Here is a 17,438-nt window from a genome sequence, read left to right as displayed (position 1 = left end):
GAGATGGGGCACAGGTCGGTGCCTGGCGGGGAAAAATCGTAGTGTTCCGGGTGCATGTCTTGGGGGTTATGTGATGCGTATATCGAGCGCCGCGCGGGCGGCGCTCGATCGCACAGGCGCTGAAAACCTCCAGGCGAACGCCTCAAGGCCCTCAAAGGCAGGCGTACACCACCAGCTCCACCAGCATTTCTTCGCGTGCCAACCCCGCCACTACGATTGCCGCGCGGTTAGGGTAGGGGGCCTGGAAGTAGTCGGCATACAGGCTGTTGACGGTGGCGAGGTATTGGCGGTCGGTCACGTAGATCAGCACCTGGGTCACGGCATCCAGCGAACTGCCGGCGGCTTCCAGGGTATGGCGCAGGTTGTCCAGTGTCTGGCGGGCCTGCGCCTCGATGCCGCCAGCAACCACCTGGCCCTGTGCGTCGATGGGGATCTGGGCGGTGTACAGCGTACCGTTGCCGACTACCGCCCATTCCAGAGGGGCCCGAGAGGCGAACAGCTCGGTCTTGATTGCATGTTTCATGGGTTGGTTTCCTGAGTGTTGAGCGGCTTCAGTCAGCATCGCTGCCGCCGCCTGCGCCGTGGCGGCGCGAGGCATCGGTGCTTTCGACGAGGATGTGTTCGGCAAGCTGTTTGAGCCGTTGCCAGGTGTGGTCGTTGACTGTAAAGCCCTGCTGCAAGGTGCTCTGCGGGTTGGCTGGCGCCGTTGCAGTCTGGCCAGGCCGGCTAAACAGCACCGTGACGCTTTGCTCGGCCGCGTCAATGGTGCCGGGCCGGGCTTCACTGCGCAGTGCCGGGCGCTGAATGCCGGCAGTAAAGTCGGCCAGGTGGCACTGACGGTCGTCTTCCCAGCGAGCTTGCACGTGCAGCCCCTGCACAGCTGCCCGGCTCAGGTAACCCAGCAGTAGCAAGCGGTTGTGGCATTGGTGGATGCGCAGCTCGGCCTGACCACGGCGCATGGCCTTGGCGGCTGCCAGTTCCACCACCGTTGCGGCGCAGCGCAACACGCTCTGGCCCTTGGCGTCGATCACCAGCAGGGCGTCATCTTCGCGGCTCAGGGTGTACGGCTGGGCGGCTTCGGCTTGCAGGTAGAGCAGGGCCTTTTCCAGCGCACCCACGCCATCCAGCCCTTGCAATTGCAGCCAGCCCACCAGCTCGGCGGCATCCTCGCAGTCGCCGGGGGCGAAGCCCATGCCTTCGAATGCCTTGCGGCACATCACCTGTATTTCGTTAAGCGATACGCGCATGGTCAAAGTTCCCCTTGCGGCATGACCGCAAAATTCCAGTCGTCTGCGAATGGCTGGCCGATGTCGCTGACCAGCGGTGCGCCCTGGAACAGCGTGATACGCACCCAGCGGCTGGACTTGGGGTCGAACTTGCCCGCGCCGAAAAACGCCAGTTTGCAGCGCAGCAGGTGAATCGGCAGCATGTCCCGGGCCAGCAGGTTGGCGCGGATTTCACCGTAGGTTGTCTGTGCCATGCCTTGCAGGCGGCGCACCGTGCCTTTGAACGCCGGTTGGGCGATCAGGAAGTGCGCGGTCAATGCCTGGGGCTGTAGCTGCAGGTGTTGCAGCAGTGCGGCGTGGCACTGCTGGATATTGCGGGCAATGCCCAGCTGCATTTCTTTTTCGGCCCCCGGTTCCTCGGCGCGCATACCCAGGCGCGGCTCCTCTTTTTCGGCCGAGCGGTACCAGAAGAAGTGCTCGGCATCCACGGCACTGAAGTCGTAGCCCAGCGCCCAGCCGTACCGCTGCTCGATGAGCTGGCGCATTTGCCCAAGGGGCATCTGCGCGTCCAGCTGCCAGCTTTCGTTGACACCCATGTGCTCGGCCAGTGGCGTGACCTGCTCGGGGTACAGCTCCAGCAGCAGGCTTGCCAGCAGTTCCTGGCAGCCCACCCCCGCCTGTGCCTCAGCCCAGGCCAGCAGGCGCGACCAAAGGCCCGCGCCGGTGGCTTGTGCGCCAAGCCAGGTGGTCAGTAAAGCAAGCTCGGCCAAGGTTTGCAGGTTCTGCTCATGCTGGCGTTGGTCTTCGGTCCGGGACTGTTCCAAATGCAGGCGGGCGCGTGCCAGCAGTGCCTGCAGGCGCACCAACCGGTCAGGGTCGGCCGGCTGCGCCAACACCAGGGTCAGGGCGGTTTCCCGGGTGCTGATCCAGCGTTCCACCAGTTGCGGGTGGTTGATCAGGAACGGGGCCATGCCCAACCCGGTCGCGTTGCCGACCCCCAGGTACCGCTGCAGGGCCGGCGCCAGTTGCACTGCCCGCTGCGGGTCTAGCGCCTGGGCCATGTGGTTGATCTGCTCGATGCTGAAGTGGCGCAGCAAGTAGACCGTGAACATCTGCGCGCTGAACGGCTGGTTGAAGTCCGGGTTGTCTTGCAGGCAGCCAAAGTCGGCGATGCCGAACTTGCCGTTGCCGTAAACCGCAGTGGTGCGATACAGGTAGCCAACCTCAACCAGTTGCTGTGGGTCGGGCTGGCGACCCTCCGCCAGCGCCGCCAGAAACCGGTCGAAATTGCGCAGGCTGCGGTTGGCCCGTGACAGCACGAGTACGCGGGCATCGAAGCGGCCCGCCTCCTGCAGCGGCACGTTACGCTGAAGGTCGGCCAGTTGTGCAGCATCGACATCGCCATTCACCAGCACGAAGGTAACATCCCACTGGTCAGCGATGACCCGGTCGCTGCGCTTTTCCGGCGGCAGGTAGGCCGAGAAGATCACGCAGTGGTAAAGGCCATTCGGGGTGTCGATGCGGTAGATCGCGGTGCCGAAGCCTTGGCCGTCCAGGTCGAAGCAGCTGCGCTGGATGTGCCAGTGCTGCTGCATCATCCGCCGCATGCTGCTGCGCACGAAGCTCAGCGGGCTCTGGAAGTGGCTGCCCAGCCGGGCCAGGTCCATGACCTGGCTGGCAGGGCGCATCGCGGGTATTGCAGGCACGGTGTTGGGCATTGTTGTTGTACCTGGATGGATCATGTTCAGACGCCTTGTTCGCGGGCCATGTGCCGGGCGATGCGCACTGCATCCCACAAGGCTGGCAGGATCACCAGCGACACCGGCACCGCGGTAATGACAATAAAGGACTGCAGGGCCGTCACGCCGCCAGCGCCGATGGTGATCAGCACCACCGCTGCCAGGCCCATGCCGATGGCCCAGAAACCGCACAGCCATTTTTTCGGTTTATCGTTGCTGGACATCGCCAGCGCCACGGTGAAGGCCATGGCATCGCCATTGGTGGCCACCGAGATGAAGCTCAGGAACAGGAACAGCGCGCTGATCAGGCCGCCCAGTGGCAGGTTCTGCGTCACCCCCAGCAGCAGGTCCTCGGGCTGGGTGCCGTGGGCGGTGACGATGCCAGGCGTTTGCAGCTCCAGGCCGATACCGGTGCCGCCCACCACGGTGAACCAGAACATGGTTACCAGCGGCGCGATGATCGACAGTGTCATGATGATCTCGCGAATGGTTCGGCCCCGCGAGATCCGCGCGACGTACAGTGCCACCATCGGCGCGTAGCCAATAAACCAGCCCCAGTAGAACACCGTCCACCAGTCCAGCCACTTGGGGTCGGCGCGGAACATCGCCATCGGGATGAAGTGCTCCACATGCAGGGCAAAAGCCGCCGGGAAGCCGCCGAGGATGAACAGCGTCGGCCCGAACACCACCATGAACAGCGCCAGGCCGATCATCAGCCAGACGTTGATCTCGCTGACAAAACGGATGCCTTTGAGGCCCACCAGGCACGAGACGGTGTACATGGCCGTGACCAGGACGATGGTCAGCGACTGGGTGACGATATCGTTGGGCAAGCCCCACACCGCATGCATGGCGCTGCTGATCTGCAGGCCGAGGAAGCCGATCGGGCCGATGGTGCCGGCGACTACGGCGATGATCGAGGTGGCGTCGGCCAGGGTGCCGATCGGGCCTTTGAGTGCCCGCTCGCCGAACAGCGGGTAAAGCAGGGTGCGCGGCGCCAGTGGCAGGCCTTTGTCGTAGTGCAGGTGCATCAGCACGATTGCCAGCAGGCTGCCCAGCACGGCCCAGGCGAGAAAGCCCCAGTGCACGAACGATTGCGCCAGTGCCGCGGTGGCCGCCGCTTCGCTGTGCGGCTGCAGGCCGGCGAATAGGGGGGGCGGGCTGGCAAAGTGCATCATGGGTTCGGCAGCGGCCCAGAAGGCGCCGCCACCTGCCAGCAGGGCGCACATGATCACCGCGATCCAGTTGAAGGTGCTGATGTCCGGGCGCTGGGTGACGCCGCCCAGGCGTACGCGTCCGCATCTGGAAAAACCGATGAACAGGCTGACGGCGAAGGTTGCCAGCATCAGCACTTGCCAGTAGAGGCCAAAGAACCTGGTCGACCAGGCGAACAGGGTGTTGACCAGCGCCGACACGCTGTCGATGTCGATCAGTGCCGCCAGGAGGAAGGCGCCGAGGAACCCGCCGCTGATCACGAACAGCGGCCAGTCGATGTCGCGTGCCATTGGCAGGCCCATGGCCTGGCCTTCAGCCTGCAGGGTGGTTGGGTTTTTCATGAAGCCTCCGGAACCTGCGATTGTTGTTATTGTGGATGCTGTCCGTGCAAGGGGCTCAGGCCTGCGCCGTGGTGGCAGTCTCCAGCAGGCGCAACCAGTTCAGGCCCATGATGTTGGCCACATCCTGTTCGGCAAAGCCACGGGCGCGCAGGCCCTGGGCGATGTTGCCGAAGTCACGGCTGTCGCGGAACCACTGCAAGGGCGCTGGCCAGTTGGCGTTATCCTTGGAGCCTTCGCCGTAGTCCTTGTCCTTGCTCCAGCGGCCATTACGCATCCATTCCAGCACGGCCAGCGGTTGCGCCTGGCACAGGTCGGTGCCGATGCCGATATGCTCCACGCCCATCAGGTCGGCGGTGCGCGCGACCATGTCGCAGAAGCTTTCCAGGCTGCAGCCCGAGGCACCCTTGAGGTGAAACGGGTAGGTGCTGAAGCCCAGCAGCCCGCCTGATGCTGCGATCCCGCGCAGCACCGCATCGGACTTGTTGCGTTTGGCTGCGTGGAAGCTGGCCGGGTTGGCGTGGGAGATGATCACCGGTCGGCTCGACAGCTCGATGGCCTCCAGGGTGCTGCGTTCAGCGCTGTGGGACATGTCGATGAGCATGCCGACGCGGTTCATTTCGGCGATCACCTGGCGGCCGAAGCGGCTGATGCCGTTGTCTTCGCGCTCATAGCAGCCGCTGGCCAGCAGGCTCTGGTTGTTGTAGGTCAGCTGCATGACGAACACCCCGAGCTGGCGGAAGACTTCCACCAGCGCGATGTCGTCCTCGATCGGCGAGCAGTTCTGGAAGCCGAAGAATATCCCCACCCGGCCTTCCTCGTGCGCCAGGCGGATGTCGCTGGCCGTGCGCACCGGGCGGATCAGCTCGGGCCAGGTCTCGAAGCGGCGGTTCCATTCGCCCAGGCGCGACAGGGTTTCGCGGGCGTTCTCGTGGTAGGCGATGGTGGCGTGCACCGCGCTCAGGCCACCGGCCTGCATCTGCTGGAATATTTCCGGGCTCCAGTTGGAGTACTGCAGGCCGTCGATCATCAAGAGGTCGTGCATGGCGTGTACTCCTTCAGGGCCGCAGGTAGGTGGTCTTGACCACGGTGTAGAAGTCACGGGCGTACTGGCCCTGTTCCCGTGGGCCGAAACTTGAGGCTTTGCGGCCACCGAACGGCACGTGGTAGTCGGTGCCGGCGGTGGGCAGGTTGACCATTACGCAGCCGGTCTGGGCGCGGCGCTTGAAGTGGCTGGCGTGGCGCAGCGACTGGGTGATGATGCCGGCAGTGAGGCCGTATTCGGTGTCGTTGAGCGTGGCCAGTGCCTCTTCGAAGTCGCGTACGCGGATCACGCAGGCGATGGGGCCGAACACTTCCTCCCGGTTGATGCGCATGTCGTTGCGGCTGTTGATAAACAGCGCCGGGCGCATGTAGTAGCCGTCGCTCTCCAGTTGCAGGCGTTCGCCACCTTCGATAAGGGTTGCGCCTTCGGCCTGGGCCAACTGCAGGTAGGCGAGGTTCTGTTCCAGCTGGCGCGCGTCGGCCACCGGGCCGATCTGCACGCCGGTATCCAGGGCATGGCCGACCTTGAGCTGGCGCATGCGCAGGCGCAGGGCCTCGACGAAGCGGTCGTGGATGGCGTCGCAGACAATCAGCCGTGACGAAGCCGTGCACTTCTGCCCGGTGCCGAAGAAGGCACCGTTGAGCGCGCATTCCACGGCCAGTTCAAGGTCGGCGTCATCCATGACCACCAAGGCATTCTTGCTGCCCATTTCCAGCTGGCAGCGCACCAGGTTACCTGCGGTGGCGACCGCCACGCGCCGGCCAGTCTGCAGCGAACCGGTGAACGTCAGGGCATCGATGTCGGCGGACTGCACCAGCGCTTCGCCGACCTCGGCGCCGCTGCCCATTACCAGGTTGAAGGTGCCGCTTGGCAGGCCCTGGCGGCTGATGATCTCGGTGAGTGCCCAGGCACTGGCCGGCACCAGGTTGGCCGGCTTGAACACCACGGTGTTGCCGAAGGCCAGGGCCGGGGCGATTTTCCAGGCGGCGGTGGCCATGGGGAAGTTCCATGGGGTGATGATGCCCACCACACCCACCGGTTCGCGATGCACTTCGATGTCGACCCCGGCGCGCACCGAGGCGGCGGTTTCGCCCATCTGGCGCAGCACTTCGGCGGCGTAGTAATGGAAGAACTGGCCGCTGCGGTTGACCTCGCCGATGCCTTCGGCCAGGGGCTTGCCTTCTTCTCGCGAGAGCAGTTCGCCGAGCTCTTCCTTGCGGGCAATCAGTTCGTCGCCAATGGCCATCAGGATTTGCTGACGGGCTTCCAGGCCGCTGGCGGCCCACTGCGGTTGTGCGGCGCGGGCGGCCTGGATGGCCTGGCGGGCCTGTTCGGCGCTGGCCTGATGGTACTGGCCGATCAGGTCGCCGGTGTCCGAGGGGCTGTAGTTGCCCAGGGTGGTGTGGCCTTCGCACCACTGGCCATCAATGTAGTTGTTGTAGGTCTTGTGTGACATGGATGAACGCCTCTGTTTGCATGGCATTCATCATGCGAGCAATATGCAGCAAATAAAAATTAATAAAAAAAATGCTTTGATAAGGAATGCTAACCATGTTGCCCGAGCTGAAGATCGCCCAATTGCGCTACTTCGTACTGGTCGCCGAACTCAAGAGCTTCCATGCCGCCGCCCGCCAGGCCTTTCGCACCCAGCCGGCGATATCCCTGGCCGTGCGTGAACTGGAGCAGAAGCTGGGCCAGGCATTGGTCGAGAAGGGCGGGGGACGGGTAGAGCTGACGCCCTTCGGCGAGCATTGCCTGCCGTTGTTTCGCGGCTTGATCGAGCACCATGACCGTATCGCCCGTGAAGCCACGCTGCTTGCCCGGCATGAAATCGGCCAAGTCAGCATCGCCACGGTACCTTCGGTGGCCAGCCGCATGCTGCCAGGGCCGCTGGCCCGGTTCGTGGCCGCACACCCGAACGTGCAGGTCAGCATTCAGGATGGCACCGCCGAACGTGTGCAGCAGTTGCTGGCCCAAGGGCAGGTGGATTTCGGCATCAGCAGCCTGTGGATGGATGATGAGCAGGTTGAATTCGCCCCGATCGTGAACGATCAGGTGGGCGTGGTGTGCCGTAGCGACCACCCGTTGGCGCAGGCGGGTGATCCGCTGCACTGGGCGCAGTTGCAGGGCGTGCCGATGATCCGCAATGGTACCTCGCAACTGCTGGCAGGCACCGAGGCCGAGGGTTTGCTGTCGCACAGCCGGCTCTTCATCTCCAACATGATTTCGTTGATCGCCATGCTGGAGGAGGGGGTGGGGATCAGCACCCTGCCGTACCTCGCCTTTCCGCACGAGAACGACAAGCTGGCGTTCGTACCGCTTGTGGAGCCCAAGGTCGAGCGGCATATCGGCATGCTCACCCGCAAGGGGCGCAGCTTGTCACCTGCGGCGGGGGCATTGATGGCGTTTTTGCAGGTGCAGCTGGCCCACGCCGGCTGAGCCTGCGGCTCATGGCACCCAATTTCGCTCTGAAAATGGAGGGGATTTAAAGTTGGCATGGAAATCTCATGTACAGCGCTTGGCATACGATTTTCGTAACCTTGCGCTCACCTCCATGGACAAAAACAAAAGGGGGCTTACATGAGTTGTCTGATTTGCGCGGGACAGGCGCAATCCGTCGAGTGCACCCAGGGATGGGAAGAGCGGCATTGTTCCCAGTGTGGATGTTACCGAATGTCACAAGCGCTCATCCTGGTGATGATGGAAGAGGGGCAGATTTTCGATACGGCGCGCATGCGGGAATGGCTGGCGGCTCGGCGTGTGCTGGTGCCCGTTCCTTCCATCGACCATACCCAGGCGATATTGGCGCGTTGAACGGACGTTGCGGCGGGCATGGTGTACCTGGCCTGGTGGACTGCGCCATCATAGCGTGCCCGGCCATCAACGCACCCAGGAGACCACGATGATCAACACTGGCGATCTACTGCCCGACGTTACGCTGTACGAGTACAACAATGACGAGGGCGTCTGCGCGATCGGCCCCAATGCCTTTTCCGTTCACGAGCGCTGCAAGCAGAAAAAAGTGGTTGTGTTCGGTTTGCCCGGCGCGTTCACGCCTACCTGCTCCGAACGCCACGTCCCGGGTTATGTCGCTGAGGCACAAGCGTTGTTCGCCGCGGGCGTTGACGAGATTCTCTGCGTGTCCGTGAACGATGCCTTTGTCATGAATGCCTGGGGCAACAGCCTGCAGGTGGGCGAAGCGGTGAGGATGATCGGCGATGGTAACGGCGAATTCAGCGACGCACTGGGCCTGATCCAGGACCTGTCGGCGCGTGGGTTGGGGCGCCGTTCGCTGCGTTACGCCATGGTGGTCGACAACCTGGTTGTCAAACACCTTGCTGTCGAAGCGCCTGGCAAGTTCGAGGTCAGTGATGCGGCGAGCGTGTTGGCCACGTTGCGTCACGTTTAGCCGCCAGGCCTTTCAGTCAGGGCCTGTCAGGGTCGCCAAAGCCTATTTCAAACCGACCCGATAACAACAAGGGAAAAGACGGTTGAAACTGCATCAACTCAAGGCGCTGGTCGCCATCCACAACGCAGGCAGCATCCTTGAAGCTTCCAAGCTCATGCACATTACCCAGCCTGCGCTGAGTCGTTCGATCAAGGACCTGGAACGGGAGGTCGGCTTCAGCCTGTTGCAGCGCTCGCACAAAGGCATGGCCCTTACCGAGGAAGGCAAGCGCGTCATTCGCCACGCCAACCTCGTGGTGGAGAGCATTCGTCGCCTGCAGATCGAAGCGGCGAGCATTCAGGATGCCGCGCTGGGCGCTGTGTCGATCGGGGTCACATCGCTGACAGCGATGCTCGATGGTGTCGATGAGAGCATCCTCGCGTTCCGGCGCAAGTACCCGCGAGTGAAGATCACCATCACCGACTTGCGCCCCAGCCAGATCCTGCAACGCCTGCGCGACGGCAGCCTGGACTTTGCCATTACCTCGCAGCAACCGCTGAGCCGGCTGAGCCTGGGCTCACCGTGGCACAGCGCGCCCTTGTAGTGAAAGCTCTGGACGCCGGCAAGGGTGCGGCCTATCGAATAGGTATCGTGACGATGCGGGTCGTAGCCATGGCCGCCAAACCACGCTTCGATGCGCTCCACACTGCCAGGTGTAGTGCTGCGTATGACCCAATCAGAGGTGGCTGAGGGGATTGCTTTTCGCTCCATGGGTATGCTCACCGCGAGTGCGCCATCTTGAATGTGAATAGTCCATGCTATTTCAGGATTACGCGAGCACCCAATCCATTTCCGCTCAATGCCCGTTTCACGCCCTGAGGGAGTCAGTCAATCCAAATCGACTGGCCACATCGTTTTCCGCCGCTTCTGAACGATAGCTGTGGGTGAGCCTTCTATTTGACTGCCTGTATCGTTAGAATTCGCGGGTTCCACCAGAACATTCCCCATACGTCGTCCGGCAACAGCGACGACGCCAACCCTGGCGATGCTCCGTGCCCAGGGCTTCCACCCTCAATTGAGCCAAGGCTCAGTTGAAGCGCTTGATTGACACTGCGGGCCTGAACTGCGGTGTATCCAGCCGACATGCGTGACACTCTTGTGCTGTCTGCCTTGCGCCCGGCCAACGGAGCCTGGTCCAGAACCGGCAATCCTGCCCCGCACGATCAATGTGGTCGTCATCATCAGGCCCTTTCACGCACTTGCGCTGGCGCCGGGCGAGCCTGCCTTGGGGACTGCTGCCCAAACGCGCATACGCGCGCGTGCAATCGCATGAAACAACCGAATGGATGGAATTCGCTCCTACTGTGAGGCAGGCCTGATCAGGCGGAGTTGAATGAAGTACGCAACAGGAGAAAGCTCATGCCCTTCGTACCTCCCAAGGATCAACACTGCAACGGTAACGATCCGACCACTTCAACGACTGCTGGCCCCTGCGTGAAGTCGATGCCAGCACTCGAGCGCAGCAAATACGGCGGTACGGCACGCCGCCCTGGCCGACCAGGCGACGCTGACGATCCTCCCGTATCTCGCAGTGACCTCGGCAAAGGTCACGGCCAATTGGTCGTACATCAGGAGGCGCGCATCAACTGGCGCGTCCTGCTGATCTCGTCAATGGTGATCTTGGTGTTTTCCATTACCACGATCCTCATGCCCGATGCAGCACGCTCGGCGATGAAGCGGACAACCGACTGGATTGCGACGAACCTGGGTTGGTACTACGTGCTGACGATGACCCTGGTCGTCGGCTTCGTGCTGTGGGTCGCGTTATCCAGGGAAGGGGACGTGCGCATCGGCCCTGACCACTCGCGGCCGCAGTACAAGCTGGTGACCTGGGTTGCCATGCTGTTCGCCGCAGGGGTCGGCATAGACATGCTGTTCTATTCGGTCACCGGCCCGGTCGTACAGTACTTGCACCCGCCCAGCGGTGAAGGCGGTACTGCCCAGGCCATGCAGGACGCGGTCATCTGGACCATGTTTCACTATGGCATCGCAGGGTGGGCGATGTATGCCCTGCTGGGAATGGCCATGGGTTATTTCGCCTATCGGTGGGACATGCCGCTGTCGATTCGCGCCGCGCTCTACCCTCTGTTTGGCAAACGCGTACGCGGCCCCTTGGGCGATGGCATCAGTATCATTGCGCTGGTCGGCACCGTGTTTGGAGTCGCCACGTCGATGGGTATCGGTGTGGTACTGCTGAGTGTTGGTTTTTCGCTGATATTCGCCCTGGAACAGGGCCTCTCATTACAGATCGCATTGGTGATGGGTGCTGTGGCGCTTACCATTGCGGCCACCACCTCCGGGGTTGACCGAGGCATCCGCTGGATCGCCGAGTTGAACCTTTGGAGCGCCGTGGCGATGATGCTGTACATCCTGATAACAGGGCAGACGGCGTTCTTGTTGAATGCACTGGTGTCGAACATCGGTCAGTTTCTCGTCACCTTTCCTGCGCGTACATTCCAGACGTTTGCCTACGAGCCCGACGGGGCCGGCTGGATGGGGGGGTGGACGTTGTTTTTCTGGGCCTTCTGGCTGGCCTGGGGGCCATTCGTCGGCGTGTTCCTGGCGCGAATCTCGCGGGGCCGCACCTTGCGTGAATTCGTCCTGGCAGCAGTCACAGCGCCGGTACTGTGCGATTTCATCATTGTCTCGCTTTTCGGCAACAGCGCACTTTTTCAGGTACTCCAGGGCAACACCGAGTTTGCCACGCTGGCGATGGACAGCCCCGAGCGGGGTTGGTATGCACTGCTTCAGATGTTCCCGGGCTCGATGTTTCTGATTGGACTGGCAACGCTGTCAGGCTTGCTGTTCTACCTCACCAGCGCCAACTCCGGGGCGATGGTGATGTCGAACTTTTCTGCAACGATTCCCGACCCTTCCCAGGACGGCCCGAGCTGGTTGCGGATTTTCTGGGCCTTGCTCACGGCCATGCTCACTGTGGCGATGCTGGTCGCAGGTGGGGTCACGACCATGGAGTATGCAACGCTGATCTTTGCGCTACCGGTGACGGTCATCGCTTATCTGGTGATGGCATCCTTCTACAAGGTATTGCGCATGGAACGTGCCGAACGTGAAGGGCGCGTGCTGCGCCGTCCCTCGATGGCGGCGAGCGGGGGGCATGTACCGGAGCGCTCCTGGAAGCAACGGCTCGAGCACCTGCGGGCGTACCCATCGCTGCACCAGGTCACCCAGTTCCTGGACCGGACAGTCGGGCCAGCGCTGGGCGAAGTCGTCGCTGAATTCCGCCATCAGGGCTATCACGTCACCCGGGAAAACCTGGTCAATACCAGCGGTATCGAGGAACCGTTGCTGCGGGTATCGATGGACGAATTCCGTGACTTCCATTACCACGTCGCTATTGTCGAGGCGCCTGTGCCCATGTTCAGTGGCCGCATGACGCGCGAGATCGATGTCTATTACCGTTTGGAGGTGTTCACCCAGACGGGGTCTGGCGGTTATGACTTGATGGGCCTGACCAAACAGCAGGTCATAGATGATGTGCTCAATCGCTATGAGGCCCACTTGGCGTTCCTTGTTTTCTCCAGCGAGAACGCTACCGCCTCTGTGTTGACACCCAGGCAGTCGTAATGCTGTCCGTGACATTTTTGGTGTGCGCGGCGACCGTGCATGGGTGACGCACCCAGTGTTCATCGCGCCAGATCTTGCCACCGATGGTCGGCCCCATAATCGGCCGCTGGAAGAAATCATCGAACATGCCCTGCACCCCGGGCGGTGCTTCGACCACCAGCGGCCCGTACTTCGTCAGGTCCAGGTAGCTCATGGCGTAGACCAGGTCGGGGTTGGGCGTGGTCATCAGGATGTCGGCGGGCGCAACTCTGCGATACAGGTAACTCAGCTTTATGTCGATATCAGCGCATCATTCGACGATGCGCGGTTTTTCGACGGGACCAGGCACAATGGCGGGATGGGGGATGTGCAGCTGGTTTTCGTGCACAATCTGTTGGGGGGGCGGCGCTGACCCAGGAAGAGTTTGCCACCTGGCAGCCCGAGACATTCCTGACCGGGACGTTGCGCTTGCAGTATGTGTGGTGAAGACTTCAATCAGCGTAGGACCTTTGCAGACGCTACCCCATCGACTGGAGAAAGACATGCCGGCTTGCCCCATACCGACTGACGAAACGCTGCGCCAGCGTACCCTTGATGAGATGAATGTGCTGGATACACCGGCTGAGCATTACCTCGATACCCTGGTGCGCCTCACTCAAGAAGTGGCGCACGTGGATACTGTACTGATCAGCCTGATTGATCACGATCGGCAATGGTTCAAGGCCAGGATTGGGCTAGATGTAAACGAGACGCCGCGCAATGTGTCGTTCTGCGGCTACGCCATTCTGGGTGACGACACCCTGCTGGTGGCTGACGCCGAGTACGATGCGCGTTTTGCCGATAATCCGCTGGTCATTGGCGCACCCTACATCCGCTTCTACGCCGGTCACCCCTTGCGTGCCGGGAACGGCAAAGCAATCGGAACGTTATGCATGTTCGACCCTCGCCCACGCCTGCTAAGTGAGGCCCAACAGGCCAACTTCAGAGACTTGGCCACGCTCGCAGAGGGTTATCTACAACTGCGCAGCTTGATACAGGCCAACCACGACTTACGGCTTGAAATGGACCGTGAGCAACGCAAGGCTTTGCTTGATCCGCTAACACAGCTATGGAACCGCGGCGCGGTGGCGGCCTTCCAGGATTGTGAACGCCGTTTGGCAAAGGAGAAAGGTCTGAAGCTGGGTGCTCTGTATGCGGACCTTGACCACTTCAAGTCGGTAAACGACAAGTATGGTCATGCTGACGGTGACCAGGTGCTCTGCGAGTGTGCGCGTCGCTTGCGAGCAGCCCTTCGCCCGGACGATTTGCTGGTACGCCAAGGCGGTGAGGAATTCGTCGCGTTGCTACGGGTAAAGGACGCTGACGAGCTGGTGCGGATCGCGGAACGCGTGCGCCTGCTCGTTGGCAGCAGACCGATGCAACTCTCCAGCGGTGCGCTAAGGGTGAGCCTCAGCCTAGGATCTACTTTAGTCGCCGATAGCGAGCAGATCGATCATGCACTGCGGCGTGCCGACAGCGCACTTTACGCAGCCAAACAGGGAGGGCGAGACCGAGTTGTCTATCTCCCGCCGATCCTGTAAGAGCCTAAGCTGGGCCATGGCGGTCACACAAGCGCATCAGAGGCTCGCTTCGGTCATTCTTCAGGTGGTTCGGCTGATGGCCTTATCCTGGAAGTTTGACCAAGGAATTGTATAGGTCAACGACGGCACGCTTTGCGAGAAACAGCGTACATCCGAGGAGGCGGCGGTGGGCAATTTCCCTATCTTGGTGACCGTGCTTTCGATGGTGCTGGGTTTGTCCATCACCAGGATTCTTTTGGGCGTCATGACCGTTTTCAGGATCCGCCGGACGGCACCGCCAGATTGGGTAGCCCTTGCGTGGGCATTCACACTTTTTCTCTTCCAGCTAGAATTGTGGTGGGCCCTCAATGATCTTCCCACATTCAAGAAAGACTTTTCTTTCGTCGAGTTCCTGCTTCTGGTCAGTCTGACCCTTTCCCTGTTCAGCGCAGCGGCGTTGATCCTGCCCAGTCGTAGCGAGGACGAACTGTATGGCCTTCAGGTCTACTTTGAGCAGGATGGGCGATTTGCCTTGCTGGCGATCTGTACCTACCTTGGTTTGGGTAGTGTGACCAATATCTTGTTCTTCAACGCCTCACCCTTCCAGCTATGGGCAGCGGTGGATATGGTCATGTTCACATTGCCGTTGGCAGTGTTCTTCGCACGCCCCCGCCGCCTGTACGCGCCACTTACATTGATCTACCTACCCTTGTCGGTAATCGATACAGCTATTTCATTAAGTTCATAGCTAAACTGGCGATCTATCCTCGAACAAATGCTCGACACGCTCAGGCACATCGAGGACGCCAAACTGGTGGTATTCGACACCCGTGGCAATCGCGGTGGTAACAGCTTGGTCGACAGCCCGATACGTCATCGCTCGACCAGGGCCTGGTAAAGGATTCCAGTCCAGTAAGATTCAAAGGGCAGCTTGTGCTGGTGACGGACTCATTCTGTGCAAGTGCCTGTCTGGATTTTGCAGATGCGGTTCTGGCCGTTCCTGGAGCGACCCATTTCGGGTTATCAATGAGTGGCGACACGTTGTATATCGACATCGGTTCTCAGGCCTTGCCTAGTGGTGCGCAGTTCTGGTTACCGTTGAAAGTGTGGAGAGGGCGGGTGCTGGGGAATAATCAAAGTCATGACCCCCGCTATAGTTTCGATGGCGACATCAATGACACGTCAGCCGTTCAGCAGTGGGTGCTCGGTTACTTTTGAGCAGGTTTGCGGATTTGGAAGATTTATCCTAGGCGAGGAGGGCGGTTACCTGCTCATCAGGCAACCTGGCTTTTAAGCACTCCGCGCAACAGCAGATCAAGCGCCACGCTTGCCTGCGCCAAGCGCGCGGCGCCCTCTTCAGCCTCCGCGATCCACGCAGCCGCTTCTGCCAAGCTGCCATATAACAGCGAAGCCAGCGCTTGAGCGTCCGCTTCGACGATAACGCCCTGCACTATCAATTCATGTATCAGCTTGCGCATCGACTCGACACACTGTTGCTGTGCCTCCGGCGAGCCGCCACCCAGCACCGCCCTGGCGTCACGCAGCACGATCCGCTGGATCTGGGGCTCCAGCGCCATTTCCAGAAAGGCGTGGCAGCGCTGGCGAAAACCCTCCCACCCATCTTCTGCGGTGTCAGTAATGGCACGCAAGCGCTCATCCATCTCTGCGTCGAGCTGCTCGACCACTGCCGCCAGCAACCCCTTCTTGTCGCCAAAGTGATGGTACAGCGCCCCCCGCGTCAGGCCCGCCTGGGCAGTCAAGTCATCCATCGAAGTGTCCGCGTAGCCGCGTTCACTGAATACTTTGCGCGCGGTCTCCAGCAACCTGGCCCGGGTTTCTTCCATTGCGGCGCGTGTGCGTCGAACCATCCAGCTACTCCTTGTCTTCAGATGGCATGAGGTGAGCGTATGCGAGTGCCGTCATACAACCTGTATCCATTGTCTTGATCTCGACACGCACTGACAAGCGCCTGCTTTCTCCTTGCTTCGCCTTGCTCGATACATGGCGGGCGGACGGGATCAAACCGAATACGACATTTCTTCAGTGCGGTCCCGCAGGCGGTAGTAGCCCCATGAAGCAACCAGGAACACCGCCACGCCGGCGCCAAGGGCGACGTTGAATCCGGCCTTGGCACCCAATACATCGACAACCTGCCCCGATGCCGCAGCCCCGCCGGCAACCCCGACGTTGAGCCCGGCGAGCAACCAGGTCATGCCTTCGGTCAGCTTGCTTGGCGGAACAATGCGCTCTACCAGCGCCATCGCCACGATCATGGTGGGGGCGAAGAACAGACCCGCGACCAGCACTGCGCCAGCCAACCCGACGATGTTACCCGCCAGCAGCAGCGGCAAGGTGGTCGCTGCGGTGGCCAACCCACCCAGCAGGAGCAGCTTGCGCAGTGGCGTATGGAGTTTCAAGGCACCGAATACCAGCCCCGCCAGGCAGGACCCGATGGCGTAGCACGACAGCACTGCACTGGCTGCAGCCGGCATGCCCATCTGCTCGGCAAACGCCACGCTGACGATGTCGACGGTACCGACAATCACGCCCATCGCCACCAGCAGCAGGGTCAGCAGCCGCACATCGGCGAGACGCAAGACCGACACGGTGCCTTGCCCGTTGGCAGCATCGGCCTCTACCAGCGGTTCGGTACTGACCTGCACGGCCAGTGCGAGCACACCAATGGTCAGCAGCACGGCGGCGGCCAGTGGCCCTGCCTGGGGTAGCACCGCCACGCTCAAGCCAACTGAAATCGGCGGGCCGGCGATGAAGGTGACTTCATCGAGTACGGTTTCCAGCGCAAAGGCTGTCTGCAACTGGGGCTGGCCGCGGTAGACCGCAGTCCAGCGTGCACGCACCATTGCCGACATGCTTGGCATGAAGCCGGCCAGGGCTGCGCCAGCGAACAATGTCCAGTCCGCCGTCTGCCAATAGCTGCACGCCACCAGAAGCAGGATGCCCAGCACGCTGAGCCCGGCGGCTGCCGGCAATACCCGGCGCTGGCCGAAGCGGTCCACAAGGCGTGAGACCTGCGGTGACAGCAGGGCATAGATGAACACGAAGGTGGCTGCTACCGCACCCGCCAGGCCGTAACTGCCGCGAACCTGCGACAACAGGGTGATGATCCCGATACCTGTCATCGGCAACGCAAGCCTCGCCAAAAGGCCCGCCAGAGCGAAGCCCTTGGTTCCCCTTGACTGGAACAACGTGCGGTAGGTTGTGAACATGCTCGACTCTCCTTATCGACAGGTGCGCTTCCGGCTGGACCAGAAATTACATACGCCGCGTATGATTAAAACCTTAT

15 protein-coding genes and 4 pseudogenes are annotated in these 17,438 nt (G+C 61.5%); 9 read left to right on the top strand and 10 right to left on the bottom strand.

What is annotated here, in order from left to right; genetic code table 11:
• Positions 1-151: 151 nt before the first annotated feature.
• From ACN6NG_RS17525 to ACN6NG_RS17500, 6 genes are read right to left on the bottom strand one after another with little or no spacing between them, the layout of a single operon-like run.
• A complete protein-coding gene (locus ACN6NG_RS17525; RefSeq protein WP_028613671.1) occupies positions 152-523 on the bottom strand; it encodes a RidA family protein in 372 nt (123 codons plus the stop codon).
• A gap of 28 nt (positions 524-551) precedes the next feature.
• Complete coding sequence (locus tag ACN6NG_RS17520) at positions 552-1,247, bottom strand: DUF3726 domain-containing protein (protein ID WP_474315198.1); 696 nt, start codon at positions 1,245-1,247, stop codon at positions 552-554.
• Positions 1,248-1,249: 2 nt separating this feature from the next.
• Positions 1,250-2,944, bottom strand: a complete 1,695-nt coding sequence (locus ACN6NG_RS17515; RefSeq protein WP_474315195.1) for a hypothetical protein — start codon at positions 2,942-2,944, stop codon at positions 1,250-1,252.
• Positions 2,945-2,970: 26 nt separating this feature from the next.
• Entirely contained in the window at positions 2,971-4,521 is a 1,551-nt protein-coding gene (locus ACN6NG_RS17510) for a BCCT family transporter (RefSeq protein ID WP_016500203.1), read from the bottom strand.
• Positions 4,522-4,576: 55 nt separating this feature from the next.
• Positions 4,577-5,563: a dipeptidase gene (locus ACN6NG_RS17505; protein ID WP_016500202.1), complete on the bottom strand. Its 987-nt coding sequence runs from the start codon at positions 5,561-5,563 to the stop codon at positions 4,577-4,579.
• A 13-nt stretch (positions 5,564-5,576) separates the two neighbouring features.
• Positions 5,577-7,019, bottom strand: a complete 1,443-nt coding sequence (locus tag ACN6NG_RS17500; RefSeq protein ID WP_474315191.1) for an aldehyde dehydrogenase family protein — start codon at positions 7,017-7,019, stop codon at positions 5,577-5,579.
• Positions 7,020-7,114: 95 nt separating this feature from the next.
• On the opposite strand from ACN6NG_RS17500, the gene ACN6NG_RS17495 reads away from it, so the two are divergent.
• The 4 genes and pseudogenes from ACN6NG_RS17495 to ACN6NG_RS17480 all read left to right on the top strand — a co-directional run.
• The gene (locus tag ACN6NG_RS17495; RefSeq protein WP_016500200.1) at positions 7,115-8,002 is read left to right on the top strand and encodes a LysR substrate-binding domain-containing protein; all 888 of its coding nucleotides are present in this window, start codon (positions 7,115-7,117) and stop codon (positions 8,000-8,002) included.
• A 234-nt stretch (positions 8,003-8,236) separates the two neighbouring features.
• Positions 8,237-8,377: a hypothetical protein gene (locus tag ACN6NG_RS17490; protein ID WP_016486219.1), complete on the top strand. Its 141-nt coding sequence runs from the start codon at positions 8,237-8,239 to the stop codon at positions 8,375-8,377.
• Positions 8,378-8,465: 88 nt separating this feature from the next.
• Positions 8,466-8,972: a peroxiredoxin gene (locus ACN6NG_RS17485; RefSeq protein ID WP_063425871.1), complete on the top strand. Its 507-nt coding sequence runs from the start codon at positions 8,466-8,468 to the stop codon at positions 8,970-8,972.
• A gap of 82 nt (positions 8,973-9,054) precedes the next feature.
• Positions 9,055-9,525 (top strand): annotated as a pseudogene (locus tag ACN6NG_RS17480) (LysR family transcriptional regulator); the annotation flags it as partial.
• Here ACN6NG_RS17480 and ACN6NG_RS17475 read toward each other — a convergent pair.
• A pseudogene (locus ACN6NG_RS17475) lies at positions 9,525-9,722 on the bottom strand (AraC family ligand binding domain-containing protein); the annotation flags it as partial. The pseudogenes ACN6NG_RS17480 and ACN6NG_RS17475 sit on opposite strands and share 1 nt — an antisense overlap.
• Before the next feature lie 648 nt (positions 9,723-10,370).
• Between ACN6NG_RS17475 and betT the strand changes: the two are divergent.
• Positions 10,371-12,596, top strand: a complete 2,226-nt coding sequence (gene betT / locus ACN6NG_RS17470) for a choline BCCT transporter BetT (RefSeq protein ID WP_353456343.1) — start codon at positions 10,371-10,373, stop codon at positions 12,594-12,596.
• 58 nt (positions 12,597-12,654) lie between these two features.
• Here the strand turns inward: betT and ACN6NG_RS17465 are convergent.
• Positions 12,655-12,834, bottom strand: a pseudogene (locus tag ACN6NG_RS17465) (DUF1254 domain-containing protein); the annotation flags it as partial.
• 15 nt (positions 12,835-12,849) lie between these two features.
• Between ACN6NG_RS17465 and ACN6NG_RS17460 the strand changes: the two are divergent.
• From ACN6NG_RS17460 to ACN6NG_RS17445, 4 genes and pseudogenes are all read left to right on the top strand, one after another.
• Positions 12,850-13,040 (top strand): annotated as a pseudogene (locus ACN6NG_RS17460) (transporter); the annotation flags it as partial.
• A gap of 77 nt (positions 13,041-13,117) precedes the next feature.
• Entirely contained in the window at positions 13,118-14,155 is a 1,038-nt protein-coding gene (locus tag ACN6NG_RS17455) for a sensor domain-containing diguanylate cyclase (protein WP_474315185.1), read from the top strand.
• A gap of 166 nt (positions 14,156-14,321) precedes the next feature.
• Positions 14,322-14,882 (top strand): hypothetical protein, encoded by a 561-nt coding sequence (locus ACN6NG_RS17450; RefSeq protein WP_474315182.1) that lies wholly within the window; start codon positions 14,322-14,324, stop codon positions 14,880-14,882.
• A gap of 185 nt (positions 14,883-15,067) precedes the next feature.
• Complete coding sequence (locus ACN6NG_RS17445; RefSeq protein WP_474315179.1) at positions 15,068-15,352, top strand: hypothetical protein; 285 nt, start codon at positions 15,068-15,070, stop codon at positions 15,350-15,352.
• 56 nt (positions 15,353-15,408) lie between these two features.
• On the opposite strand, the gene ACN6NG_RS17440 is transcribed toward ACN6NG_RS17445, so the two are convergent.
• Both ACN6NG_RS17440 and ACN6NG_RS17435 read right to left on the bottom strand, forming a co-directional pair.
• A complete protein-coding gene (locus tag ACN6NG_RS17440; RefSeq protein ID WP_049277070.1) occupies positions 15,409-16,002 on the bottom strand; it encodes a TetR/AcrR family transcriptional regulator in 594 nt (197 codons plus the stop codon).
• A gap of 150 nt (positions 16,003-16,152) precedes the next feature.
• Positions 16,153-17,361, bottom strand: a complete 1,209-nt coding sequence (locus tag ACN6NG_RS17435; RefSeq protein ID WP_059396073.1) for an MFS transporter — start codon at positions 17,359-17,361, stop codon at positions 16,153-16,155.
• Positions 17,362-17,438 lie beyond the last annotated feature (77 nt).

Source organism: Pseudomonas sp. TSO6 (genome assembly GCF_056098905.1).
This window is presented reverse-complemented; position numbering and strand designations above follow the sequence as displayed.